The organism is Neobacillus sp. PS3-12, assembly GCF_030915385.1.
Classification (GTDB): Bacteria; Bacillota; Bacilli; order Bacillales; family Cytobacillaceae; genus JAEVLT01.
The window spans coordinates 5,237,650-5,250,754 of record NZ_CP133268.1 but is presented as its reverse complement, the minus strand read 5'-3'; the positions used below and the strand labels follow the sequence as shown (position 1 = coordinate 5,250,754).

The following is a 13,105-nucleotide window of genomic DNA, read 5'->3' as shown; positions in this document are numbered from 1 at the left end:
GGGAATTTTTACTATTTTGTTTTTTGAGGCACTGATAATTTAAGCCCATTCGCAACGCACTCACCAAACTCTGGATCTGCTTTATAAAAGTGCTGAATTTGGCGAAGTTTAATATCTTCACGTTCAACCGGTTTCATTGCGGCAACAATATTATCCACCAATCTTACTCGTTCTTCTTTTGACATTAAACGAAAAAGATTCCCTGCCTGAGTATAATGATCATGATGATTGTAGGCTGCACTTTCTGCAAGACCGCTTACTGCAAATGAAGTTTGTTTTTGATCTGGCACCTCTTCAGGCCCGCTGAAACTGTTTGGCTCATAGTAAACCGATCCGCCGCCATTATGATCAAAGCGCATCGACCCATCCCGCTGGTAGTTATTTACTTCGATTTTTGGGCGGTTAATCGGTAATAAATTATGATTGGCACCCACACGGTAGCGATGTGCATCAGAGTAGGCAAATAATCTTCCCTGAAGCATTTTGTCTGGGGAAGGCTCTACTCCGGGAACCATTGTACCAGGTGAAAAGGTTGCCTGTTCCACCTCGGCAAAATAGTTTTCCGGGTTTCGATTCAAGACCATCCTACCAACCTCTTGTAATGGATAATCCTTATGTGACCACACTTTTGTCACATCAAACGGATCCCATTTGTACGTATTTGCATCCTCTATGGGCATAATTTGAACATAAAGCTTCCATGCAGGATAGTCACCTTTTTCAATTGCATTAAATAAGTCTTCAGTATGATAATCAGGATTTTCCGCCGCAATCTTAGCTGCAGCTTCAGTTGTTAAATTTTTTACCCCTTGCTCTGTTTTAAAATGGTATTTTACCCACACTGTTTTTCCTTCATGATTCACCCACTTAAAAGTATGGCTCCCATATCCGTTCATATGGCGTAAGGTTGCCGGTATACCTCGGTCTCCCATCAAATAGGTAACTTGGTGTAATGACTCTGGCGACAGTGACCAGAAATCCCAAATGGCAGTAAGGTTTTTCAAGTGTGTTCTTGGATCTCTTTTCTGAGTATGAATGAAATCAGGAAATTTAATTGCATCACGAATAAAGAAAATAGGTGTGTTATTACCAACGATATCGTAGTTGCCTTCTTCAGTATAAAACTTCACAGCAAATCCTCTTGGGTCGCGAACGGTATCTGCTGAACCTAGTTCACCAGCAACAGTTGAGAATCGTATAAACAATGGTGTTCGCTTTCCAACACTATTAAAAACTTTCGCTTTTGTAAATTTAGATAAATCCTTTGTCACCTCAAAAAATCCATGCGCCCCTGCTCCTTTTGCATGTACAACCCGCTCTGGTACACGTTCCCGATTAAAATGTGCTAATTTTTCAAGTAAATGAACATCTTGAATTAGAGTAGGTCCCTGCGCTCCTGCAGTAATTGAATTTTGATTATCGCCAATCGGCGCACCATTACCAGTTGTTAATTTTTTCTTCTCATTACTCATCCTATCACCTCGTAAACAAATTTAGGTAAATTGGATTAATAGTAAAAGTATTCAATAAATAATATTACGACAGATATTACGAATGCTTAGTATCTAATAAAGGGTATTAACTCTAAATAGGAATCATTCCAAGATTATAAAAAAAGGAGACAATTCCTCGGTATATACAACAAGGTTTGTCCCCTTAATAAATTAATGACCCTGTATCGACTGCAAAAATCCTTGTTCGAAAATTTTTTCAATTTCACTTTCGCTTAAATATACAATTCTAATTGGATTTACATATTTAACAAAACAATGTCCTTTTTCAAAGTCCAGGATTGCAATAATCCCACTTTCTTTGGATGATAATGACCAAACTGTTATAGTATCTTCTTGGTCAATTACAGCCATTGACAGGTTACCCAAATATAGATAAAGTTCATGTTTTCTTTCAGTTATACCTGATTTACTTTCCTCCACGCGATTTAAAAAATTACTGAACACATTTTTAAAATATTCTTTTACAGCTTCGTAAGAATTAATTTCCTTGCTTTCTAGATAAGGCTGTAAATCTTCAATCCCATCCATTAATTGGCTTTTCCAGGTTTCCATCCCGACCACCCCTTTACTGTTTGGATTGACTTCTCAAAATTTGCTTTACCTTTTTAGTACAACAAAAAAGACAGCCCCTCTTATTATCCTGCTGCCAAAACATTTGTGTTTGTATTAAAGCTACATATTCATTATATCATTAATAAATATTAGAAAAAGAAAGACCAATTGCGTTCAAAAAATATACAAAAATAAAGCAACTAGTAAATACTAGTTACTTTAGAATTTCCCCGACTTAAAAATGGAATATATAAGAAATAAAAACATAAATACCGTTACCCCGAAACCAATTTCAACAGTCGGTATTTTTAGCAGAAATGTTGATGTTTTTCCAGAAAGCGATGAACCGATTATAAGACCCATAAAAACGATACTAAATGATAGCAAACTGATGCTAAATGCTATTCGGTTACTTATACGATTAAGTTTATTTATAATCTTATCACTATCAGGAAACGAAATTTCTTGTTTAACCTTACCCTTTTTTAATAATAGCGAGATTTCGTTTAAGGTCTTTGGTAAATCATTAACAAATCCGCCCATTTCTACAAGTTGATCCCAGACATTTCCAGCTACCTTTTTTGGTTCGTATCGTTCCATTAACAGCCGTTTTCCAAAAGGTTCAGCAACTTTCAAGATGCTTATTTCTGGATCGAGTTTTACAACCATCCCTTCCATCGTAAGCAATGTTTTGCCTAATAAGGTTAAATCTGAGGGAATGCGGATATGGTGACGATAGGCAACTGCAAATAAATCACCAATAACTTGAGCCAAACTGGTCGTACTTAACGCAACATCATAGTATTTTTCATATAGGCGGTCAACATCTGCTCTCAAGCTCATAACATCTATATCTTCAGGGACAATTCCCATATGCATAATTGATTTTACAACATCATCTGTTTTTTTTCTCATCAGCGCAATAACCAAAGAGGCAAGGTTATTTTTCATTTCAGATGATAATCGGCCAACCATACCAAAATCGAGAAAAACAAGGTCATCACCTGGTAATGCTAAGACGTTCCCCGGGTGTGGATCACCGTGAAAATAGCCTTCGACTAATATTTGTTTAAGGATGGAATTCACAACGTTTTTGGCAAGTTCTTTTGGGTTGTTACCAGCTTCTTTCAGCTTTTCAGCTTCATTCAGCTTGATTCCTTCCACATACTCCATTGTTAGTACTTTTTTGGTGGTATACTCCCAATATACCTTAGGAATAACAATTCCTGAATCATTTTTGAATTGATTAGCAATTTTCTCTGAATTCCGCCCCTCAATTGAATAATCCAATTCTTCCAGAAGTGATTTAGCCAATTCATCTACAATATCCCTTATTTGATAGTGTGCTGCCCAGTCAAGGCGTTGTTCAGCTAAAAGGGCTAAATCTTGAAGAATCTCCAGATCTGTTTCAATCGTTCCTTTCATATTTGGACGTTGAATTTTAATCGCTACCGGCTCTCCTGTCTTTAGAACGGCATAATGCACTTGTCCTATTGATGCAGCAGCAAGCGGCTCCTCGTTAAACTCTTTAAAAAGATCTGCAATTGGATGGCCGAGCTCATCTTCGATAATTTTCTGAACATTTTCATATGGGAACGGAGGGGCTTGATCCTGCAAATTCTCTAATTCTGAAATAATATCAGCGGGAAGAACATCATATCTTGTGCTGGCAACCTGGCCAATTTTAACAAACGTTGGCCCAAGCTCCTCCAGAAAGAGTCGAATTCGTTCACCTGTCGATTTATTAAATGAACCTTTCGTTCCTTCTGGGAAAAGTCTCTTTGGAAAGGATAGCAGTTCAGAAAGGCCCAATTCTTTAATAGTAAATCCAAAACCGTGGCGAATAAAAGCATTCACAATTTCACGGTATCGTTGTAGATGACGAATCCTTTTTCGGATCACTTAAAGCACTTCCTTTAATTTCTTTTAAAGATATTTTGTATAAAAAATTGGTTACTCGGATAAACTTGGCTTATTGAACAAAAATGTTCAATAATAGCAAAAGCACAAATGGTAATTTGTAGGAGGCATAAGTAATGGAACATGGCAAAGTAAAATGGTTTAATAGTGAAAAAGGTTTTGGCTTTATCGAGCGTGAAGGCGGAGAAGATGTATTTGTTCATTTTTCCGCAATTCAAGGTGAAGGTTACAAAACTCTTGATGAAGGTCAAGAGGTAACCTTTGAAATTGAACAAGGTCAACGAGGACCACAGGCAGTAAATCTTCGCAAAGCCTAAAATAGGAATAATCCAACAGACTCTGTAAAGAGTCTGTTTTTTTCTATTTCTCCAAAAACTTAAATGATGCGTGAAGAAATGTCTTTACACCTATTTGAAGCGCATCCTCATCAATTGTAAAACGAGAGTGGTGATGTGGATATGCACTCCCTTTTTTGGGATTTCCCGCACCAACAAAAAAGAAGGCACCTGGAGCCTTTTGCTGAAATGCTGAGAAATCTTCCCCTCCCATATTGGGACGAGTAAGGTCAAGTGCTTCTTCCCCAAAGACTTCTACAACAGATTCCTCAAGTATTTTCGTTACCTCATCATCATTAACCACCGGACGATAGCCAAATTCATAAGTAAAATTATAGTCCGCCTCGTGGGCATCCGTTATCCCTTTTATCACACGCTCCATCTTACGGGGTATAGATTCGCGAAGGTCTTGATCAAAACAGCGCACTGTTCCACACATCTCTACTGACCCAGGGATCACATTACTGGTTGTTCCACCTATAAATTGTGTAACTGAAATGACCAATTGATCAAGTGGATCCGTATTTCTGGAAACAATATGCTGAAGATTTGTTACGATTTGCGACGCAATAGCAATCGAATCAATTGTTTGATGCGGCATCGCAGCATGTCCGCCTTGCCCCTTTACAGTGATCCAAAAAGTATCAGGTGAAGCCATCATTGGACCATAGACAACTCCTATTTTACCTATTTGAATCGGCGTCCACAAATGTGCCCCAATAACAAGATCAACACCATCCATAACACCGGCTTGAACCATTTCTTCTGCCCCGCCCGGATAAAGCTCTTCGGCATGCTGAAAAAGAAGCGGATCTCTCCATTTATTTCTTCTTTTAAACCTGATAGAATTTTGGCTGTTCCCAGTAACATGGCTGTATGTCCATCATGACCACAGGCATGCATGACTCCAGGATTTTTTGAAGCAAAGTAAAACGTATTCTCTTCTTGTATGGGCAGCGCATCCATATCAGCGCGAATTGCCATCGTTTTTCCAGGCTGATCACCTATTAAACGTGCCATAACACTTGTTTTTGTTGGGCGAGAAAGTTCCAAATTTCCAAAAGAAGACAAAATATCATAAACAAATTGTGCCGTTTTTTCCTCTTCAAAAGATAATTCTGGATGCTCGTGTAAATGTCTCCTCCAGCCTATGACATCCTCATTTATTTTTTCTGCCATTTCATTCAAGTTATTAAAAAGAAATTTGTCCAAGTTCATAGCCCCTTATCACTATTATTTAACAAAGCGAATACCAATAATCGATAATCTTTGACAATATTGGTTCATTTTCACACAAAAAACAAGTTATCCAGAACGTTAAAACATTTATCCTTGGAATCCCATTTGTTATATTAGAAAACATAAAAACAGCGTTTCGTAGCAATCCCTAGTTAACATAATTATTTTATATTAAACGGGAGTATTCTAACTATTCATGAAAAATATATAAAAAAAAGCTAGAGATATCAAATAATATCTCCGGCTCTCTTTTTATATCATTAAAAATGATGATTTTGAATTGGCCGAATAACAATAACTAGTTCCTATCGGCTAGTTATTTTATACAGCAGCCTATCCCATTCTTTCTATTTATACTAATTAATGATGATGTCCATGACCATCTGCGTCTTTAGTTGGATTTGTAATAACCCATTCTTCCTGGGGAACATAAAAATATTGGATCCAAACCCCATCTAAGTATTCATGTCCCTTTTCGAGGATTATGTCAATATCCTTATCCGTCTTTACCACTTCGTCGTTTTCAGTTGGAGTGTCCAACATTAGATCATAATGAGCATGATCACCGTGCATATGGGTGACATAAACCCGAACCATCTTACCTTCGGCCTCTTCTTTTGCCAGCATTTTCTTTAATTCTTTTGCAGCGTTTCGATTAATTTTACATTTCATCGGTATTGCTCCTATTCTTATGTATTTCTTTTTAAAAATCACAATTATTATCTCATGATCATTTCAAAAAACAAAGACATAACTAGTTTACTAGCTATTTTAAGATAATTTCGAATTGAGGTATTTTTGCAAATAAATGTCAAAAAATTGTCACATTTTCGTTCACAGTTTTGTGATAATATTCAACCATGGAAACAACATCCATTTCACAAAAATACTATTTTGTAAGTGGAAAATGTCACAACACCAAAGAAACATTTTTACAATTTTTGAACAATGGAGGGGGGAAGGACTAAATGTCCAAAAAGGGCTTACTCATTTCATCTTTAGCTCTTATTCCGATTTTACTGTTAAGCGGATGCGACACTACTCTAAAAGTGTTCGATCCAAAAGGGCCTGCAGCAAGAGATATTATGCATTTAATCAACTGGTCACTACTTCTAATGACAATCATTGTAGTTGCTGTAATTGTTTTATTCGTGGTGTTTGTTTGGAAATACCGTGAAACGGCAAATAACAAAAACTACGAGCCTGAAGAACATGGAAGTACAAAGTTGGAAATAACGTGGACAATGATCCCAGTAATTATTGTAACTTTATTAACCATTCCAACTATTACAACCATCTACAGCCTTGAAAAAGTTCCAAAAGGCTACGAAAATAAGAAGCCGATTACAATTAATGTTACATCAGCAGATTGGAAATGGATTTTCAGTTATCCTGAGCAAGGAATTGAAACCGTTAACTACGTCAATATTCCTGTTGGCACACCTGTTAAATTTGAGCTTACATCCGCAGGAACGATGCAATCATTTTGGGTACCGGAATTAGGTGGTCAAAAATACAGCATGGCGAAAATGCGAACTCAATTGATCCTTACAGCTGATCAGGTTGGTGAATATATCGGTAAAAACACCAACTTTAATGGTAAAGGATATGCACAAGACGACTTCACCGTCGAAGCCAAATCTCAACAGGATTTTGCTAAATGGATCGCAGATGTAAAAAACAAAGCACCTAAATTAACAGAAAAAAACTATGTTGCTTTATTAAAACCATCCAATATTGGCCGCGAGACTTTCTCAAACACACACCTTGCATTTGTCGACCACTCTAAGATGGATTCGAAAACCTACACCTTCCCAGAACTCTACAAAAATCATGACTATCCTGGACAAATTTTTAAAGAGCCTAAAGAGCAGCCAATGAACATGAAAATAGATGGCCAAGCATCTGAACCTTTAAAAACCAATAATTCAAAAGTATGCAATTCAACAACCGGAGGTGAAAATTAATGTTTGGAATTCAGTGGGATAAAGTATTAATTACCGGAGATCCACTAATCTTTGGTTCACAAATTGCCATCGTTTTAACAATGCTTGGTATTCTTGTTGGCGTAACGTATTTTAAGAAATGGAAATGGCTATGGAATGAATGGTTTACATCTGTAGACCACAAACGTATTGGGATCATGTATATCCTTGTTGGGATTATCATGTTTGCCCGAGGCGGTATTGACGGTATCTTGATGAAAGCGCAAACAGCTACACCAAATGAGCACTTTCTGGACGCACAGCATTATAACGAAGTCTTTACAACCCATGGCACTATTATGATTTTATTTGCAGCAATGCCCTTTTTAATCGGTTTAATGAATGTGGCTATACCACTGCAAATCGGTGCACGTGACGTTGCTTTTCCACAATTAAATTTATTAAGCTTTTGGTTAACCTTTGCCGGAGCAATGTTATTTAACCTTTCATTTGTTATTGGCGGATCACCTGATGCTGGGTGGACAGCTTACTTCCCTCTTGCAGGAAAAGAATTTACACCGGGGATCGGGAATAATTTCTACTTTATTGCCGTTCAGATTGCCGGTATCGGAACATTAATGACCGGGATTAACTTTATAACGACAATCATAAAAATGAGAGCGCCTGGCATGACTTGGATGAAAATTCCGATGTTCACTTGGACTTCTTTTGTTGCCAGTATCATCATTTGGGCAACATTTCCAATTTTCGCTGTTGCACTTGCTTTAGGAGCAATGGATCGTATTTTTGGTGCTCATTTCTTTACAGTCAGCGGCGGTGGAAATGCAATGATGTGGGCGAACCTGTTCTGGTTATGGGGACATCCTGAAGTATATATTGTAATACTTCCAGCATTCGGTATGTATTCTGAGATTATTTCAACCTTCTCTCGTAAGGTACTCTTTGGTTACAAGTCAATGATTTTTTCAATTATTTTAATTACCTTTTTAAGTGTAATTGTTTGGGTACACCACTTCTTTACAATGGGTGCAGGACCTGCGGTTAACTCCATTTTCTCAGTAACAACGATGATGATTGGGATTCCGACTGGAGTTAAAATGTTTAACTGGCTGTTTACAATGCGTAAAGGCCGCATTCGCTTCACAGTAGCCATGCTGTGGTCACTTGCTTTTATCCCGTTATTCCTAATCGGTGGTATCACCGGGGTTATGCTTGCAATGGGTGCAGCTGACTATCAGTATCACAACTCTTTATTCCTAGTGGCACACTTCCACTATACATTAATTCCAGGTGTTGTATTTGCCATCTTTGCTGGCTTACATTATTGGTGGCCAAAAATGTTCGGTCATATTTTAAACGAAAAAATCGGAAAAACCGCTTTCTGGTCTGTAATGGTTGGTTTTAATTTAACATTTATGCCAATGTTCTTCCTTGGTTTAGATGGTGCAGTCAGACGTGCATACACGTACTCTGCTTCAACCGGTTTTGGGCCATTAATGATGCTTTCCGCAGTTGGAGCAGTAATCCTTATGGTTGGTATTCTTACGTTCGTTTACAACATCTACTGGAGTGCCCGCTATGCTGATCGCAATATCGGCAGCGACCCATGGGATGCAAGAACCCTTGAATGGGCAACCGCTTCACCTGTTCAATATTACAATTTTGCAAAAGTACCAGAAGTTAAATCTCTCGATGCTTTTTGGTATATGAAGAAAAATAAAGAAGGACTTACACTTGACGAAACTGAGCTTAAGGAAATTCATATGCCTAGTAATTCAGGGCTTCCGTTTATCACAGCAACGATCATAGGCGTCGCCGGTTTCTTCTTAATTTTTGAAGCAAAAACCGCTGCTCTTGTTACAGTTGTCGGCATAATCGGCTGTTTAATTACCCGTTCCTTCCAGAACAATGACGGTTATCATATTCGTACAGATGAAATTAAAAGGATTGAAACTGCTTGGAGAAATACCGATAAAGAGGTGAATAATAATGTCGGCTAATGTCAATAACTCGCTTTCAATTGAATACCAAACAGAACAAAGCCGTTTGAATATTCTTGGCTTCTGGATCTTCTTAGGTGCAGAGATTATCTTGTTTTCTACTCTTTTTGCTACCTTTGGTGTATTAAAAGGTTCTACAATGGGGGGGCCTTCACCAAAAGAATTATTTGAAATCAATGGTGTTATGGCTGAAACACTTATCCTGTTAACTAGTAGTTTCACTTGCGGACTAGCCGTTTATGAAATGCATCGTAAAAACAAGAAAGGTCTTTTAGCTTGGTTTGGTGTAACTCTATTGCTAGGTGCATCTTTCGTAGGACTTGAAGTTACTGAATTTATCAAATACGTTCATGAAGGTGCAACATTACAAACCAATGCTTTCTACTCTGCCTTCTTTACTCTGTTAGGAACACACGGAATGCACGTCAGCCTTGGTATTGGCTGGGGGATCATGGTAATGCTGCAGATTGCTAAACGAGGTATTGATTCGGTTACAGCTCGCAAAACTTTCATTATTGGCTTGTACTGGCACTTCCTTGATGTAATTTGGATTTTCATCTTTACCTTTGTTTATTTGGGAAGGATGGTGTAAGTATATGGATCATTCAAAAAAATTCCCAGTTACCCAAGTATATGGATTTGTTGCATCCTTAGTGTTAACCTTTGCAGCACTTTTCATCGCATTAAAGACATCATTATCTGTTACGGCCATTATGTATATAATCGGCACCATGGCGTTCGTTCAAGCCGGTATGCAGCTTTTTATGTTCATGCACTTAAAAGATGGTGAAGAAGATGGTGCCAAAGCAATAAATATTTATTACGCCATTTTCCTTGCACTCGTAGTAGTGTTTGGATCCATATGGGTAATGTCATTCTCTATGTAATACTATTTAAAAGCCAGCTCCCCTGACTTATCAGGACCGCTGGCTTTTTTCATTTCCTACTTTCTTTTATATACATATTTGATTTTAATGTGGAAATAATATCCTAGTCTGAATCATTACTGCCAAAGGATGTGAGAATATTTTGGAAAAGAAAATTACCGTTTCTCCATTCCGATTAAATGTCATCATCTTTAGCGTTTTTTTATTGTTTTCTCTTCTAATCTTGCGCCTGGGAATGCTCCAAATTGTTTATGGTGAAAGTTTCAAACGTGAATTAGCACGTAAAGAAGATCTTACGATTACCAATCCCGTACCACGTGGAAAAATGCTAGATCGTAATGAAAAAGTCATTGTCGACAACACCCCCATAAGCGCAATTATCTATCGAAAAGTCGGTACAAACCAGGAAGAAATCTTAAAGACTGCAGAAAGACTTGCACAATTAATTGATAAAAATACAGATAAAATTACCGAGCGTGACAAAAAAGATTTTTGGATGTTAAAAAATCCAAAGCTAGCAGAAGGTAAAATAACGAAACAGGAAAAAGCACTTTATAAAATCAATCAATTATCTGATCAAGAAATTTATCAATTAAAACTAAACCGAATTACCAATGATGAATTAAATCAGCTAAGTCAGGATGATCTCGAAGTCTTATCAATTTACCGTGAATTCAATCTGGCCGATGAAACCACACCCCATATCGTAAAAAATGATGGGGTCAGCCCTCATGAGTTTGCTATTGTGAGTGAAAATCTACAATCACTTCCAGGTGTAGATACCATAACCGATTGGGAACGGTACTACGCATATAATGAAACGCTTAAATCAGTTATTGGGATTGTAACCAAATCAGATGAAGGACTGCCAAGAGAGCAACTCCAATATTTTTTAACAAAAGGCTACAGCCATAATGAGCGTGTTGGGAAGAGTTATCTTGAAATGCAATATGACGATGTTTTACATGGTCATCAATCAAAAATAAGAAATTTAACCGATGCTAGTGGAAATGTTATTGCATCTCAAGTAATATCTGATGGAAATAGGGGTAAAGATCTTGTCCTTAGCATTGATATGGATTTACAAATGGCTGTTGAAAAAATTATCGAAGAAGAAATGTGGGCGGCAAAAAAGTTCCCTAGAACAACCCTTCTTGATCGGGCTTATGTTGTCTTAATGGATCCACACACCGGTGAAATATTAACAATGGCTGGAAAAAGAATAGAACGGAATAAACAAACTGGACAAACTGAAATGAGTGATGACGCTCTAGGAACATTTACAACAACCTATAATGTTGGTTCTACTGTCAAAGGTGCTACTGTGTTAACAGGATATAAGACAGGAGCAATTTTACCAGGAACTGTTTTTGATGATCGAGGTTTAAAAATTAAAGGGACTCCGTTAAAAAAATCTTATACTTACCTAGGTACTATTAATGATATTAACGCTCTAAAAAAGTCATCAAATGTTTATATGTTCCATACTGCCATCAGAGTAGCAAAAGGCTGCTATGAATTTAACAAACCTCTGAAACTTGGAGATCCCAATGCCATGGAAAAAATAAGAAATCACTTTGCTGCATTTGGACTTGGCACACGTACAGGGATTGATCTTCCAAATGAACAAAGTGGTTTAAAAGGTACCAGTAACCTTCCTGGGTTTATGCTCGATCTTGTTATCGGGCAGTATGATACCTATTCAGCCATGCAGTTGGCTCAATATGTTTCTACGATCGCAAATGGCGGGTATAGGATGAAGCCATTTTTGGTAAAACAGTTACGGGAACCTCAAGATGGAACAGACAAAATCGGAGGAGTTCTTAAAGAAATACATCCAACTGTCCTTAACAGTATTGATGTAAAAAGAGAATGGTTAGATCGGGTGCACCTTGGATTTAAAAAAGTCATGCAAGAGCCTGGCGGTACGGCGTTTGAATATTTCAAAGATACAACCTATTCTCCCGCAGGAAAAACTGGAACAGCTCAGGCCTTTTATGATGGACCACAAAGAAATAAATTCGGTAAAGAGCCCCCGCCTGTCATGAATCTTAGTTTGGTAGGTTATGCTCCAAGCAACAAACCTGAAGTAGCGATGGCGGTACTAGTACCTTGGGCCTTTCAAGGAGAAAAGGACAATCGAATTAATGTCAAGATTGGACGGAGAGTGCTAGATAAGTACTTCGAATTAAGGGGGAAATCGCATTAAAAATAGGCTGAACCTTGTTCGGCCTATTTTTATTAGTAAACATTTACTATTTATTCTTTTTCAATACTGATTTTACAGCCGCTTCAATTTCCTTGTAACCTGTACAGCGGCATATATTGGACTCCAGCCACTCCTTAATTGTCTTGTCATCTGCATTTGGATGCTGCCTTATTAAAGAGTGGCAATTCATGATAAATCCTGGGGTACAATAACCACATTGAAAAGCAAAATGGTCAACAAATTCACGTTGAATAGCTGTATTTTTCAGGCCCTCAATCGTCGTAATTTTTTTCCCCACTGCCTCTACAGCCAGCATTAAGCAGGATTTCATTGGCCAGCCATCGGTATTTACTGTACAAGCACCACAATCACCATTTAAACAACCAGGTTTTGCCCCTGTCAATCCTAACCTTCCGCGTAAAACCATTAACAAGGTATCTCCTGAACGTACTGTCACACTTCGAATTTCATCATTAATATTTAAATCTATTGTATGTGAAATC

Annotated in this window: 11 protein-coding genes and 1 pseudogene; 6 read left to right on the top strand and 6 right to left on the bottom strand. The window is 37.7% G+C overall.

Translation table 11 applies throughout. From position 1 onward, the window contains the following. Nucleotides 1–11: 11 nt before the first annotated feature. From katA to RCG17_RS26295, 3 genes are all read right to left on the bottom strand, one after another. Nucleotides 12–1,472, bottom strand: a complete 1,461-nt coding sequence (gene katA, locus RCG17_RS26305; RefSeq protein ID WP_308172960.1) for a catalase KatA — start codon at nucleotides 1,470–1,472, stop codon at nucleotides 12–14. A gap of 192 nt (nucleotides 1,473–1,664) precedes the next feature. After that, nucleotides 1,665–2,066, bottom strand: a complete 402-nt coding sequence (locus RCG17_RS26300) for a hypothetical protein (protein ID WP_308172959.1) — start codon at nucleotides 2,064–2,066, stop codon at nucleotides 1,665–1,667. Nucleotides 2,067–2,285: 219 nt separating this feature from the next. Continuing rightward, nucleotides 2,286–3,968: an ABC1 kinase family protein gene (locus RCG17_RS26295; RefSeq protein ID WP_308172958.1), complete on the bottom strand. Its 1,683-nt coding sequence runs from the start codon at nucleotides 3,966–3,968 to the stop codon at nucleotides 2,286–2,288. Nucleotides 3,969–4,102: 134 nt separating this feature from the next. Between RCG17_RS26295 and RCG17_RS26290 the strand changes: the two genes are divergently transcribed. After that, nucleotides 4,103–4,303, top strand: a complete 201-nt coding sequence (locus RCG17_RS26290) for a cold-shock protein (RefSeq protein ID WP_308172957.1) — start codon at nucleotides 4,103–4,105, stop codon at nucleotides 4,301–4,303. A 43-nt stretch (nucleotides 4,304–4,346) separates the two neighbouring features. Here RCG17_RS26290 and RCG17_RS26285 read toward each other — a convergent pair. Continuing rightward, a pseudogene (locus tag RCG17_RS26285) lies at nucleotides 4,347–5,500 on the bottom strand (M20 family metallopeptidase). Nucleotides 5,501–5,920: 420 nt separating this feature from the next. Beyond that, nucleotides 5,921–6,232, bottom strand: a complete 312-nt coding sequence (locus tag RCG17_RS26280) for an iron-sulfur cluster assembly accessory protein (protein ID WP_308172956.1) — start codon at nucleotides 6,230–6,232, stop codon at nucleotides 5,921–5,923. Nucleotides 6,233–6,528: 296 nt separating this feature from the next. Between RCG17_RS26280 and qoxA the strand changes: the two genes are divergently transcribed. The 5 genes from qoxA (at nucleotide 6,529) to RCG17_RS26255 (ending at nucleotide 12,602) form a co-directional block, all read left to right on the top strand. Continuing rightward, entirely contained in the window at nucleotides 6,529–7,527 is a 999-nt protein-coding gene (gene qoxA, locus RCG17_RS26275; protein ID WP_308172955.1) for a cytochrome aa3 quinol oxidase subunit II, read from the top strand. Next, complete coding sequence (gene qoxB / locus RCG17_RS26270) at nucleotides 7,527–9,506, top strand: cytochrome aa3 quinol oxidase subunit I (RefSeq protein WP_308172954.1); 1,980 nt, start codon at nucleotides 7,527–7,529, stop codon at nucleotides 9,504–9,506. The genes qoxA and qoxB overlap by 1 nt, the downstream gene beginning before the upstream one ends. Then, nucleotides 9,496–10,098 carry a cytochrome aa3 quinol oxidase subunit III gene (qoxC, locus tag RCG17_RS26265; RefSeq protein WP_308172953.1) on the top strand — a complete coding sequence of 201 codons (603 nt, stop codon included), beginning with the start codon at nucleotides 9,496–9,498 and terminating at the stop codon, nucleotides 10,096–10,098. Before qoxB ends, qoxC begins: the two co-directional genes overlap by 11 nt. Before the next feature lie 4 nt (nucleotides 10,099–10,102). Continuing rightward, nucleotides 10,103–10,393: a cytochrome aa3 quinol oxidase subunit IV gene (qoxD, locus tag RCG17_RS26260; protein WP_308172952.1), complete on the top strand. Its 291-nt coding sequence runs from the start codon at nucleotides 10,103–10,105 to the stop codon at nucleotides 10,391–10,393. Between the two features lie 142 nt (nucleotides 10,394–10,535). Further along, complete coding sequence (locus RCG17_RS26255) at nucleotides 10,536–12,602, top strand: peptidoglycan D,D-transpeptidase FtsI family protein (RefSeq protein ID WP_374120873.1); 2,067 nt, start codon at nucleotides 10,536–10,538, stop codon at nucleotides 12,600–12,602. 46 nt (nucleotides 12,603–12,648) lie between these two features. On the opposite strand, the gene RCG17_RS26250 is transcribed toward RCG17_RS26255, so the two are convergent. Then, entirely contained in the window at nucleotides 12,649–13,104 is a 456-nt protein-coding gene (locus RCG17_RS26250) for a (2Fe-2S)-binding protein (protein ID WP_308175963.1), read from the bottom strand. Between the last annotated feature and the right edge of the window lies 1 nt (nucleotide 13,105).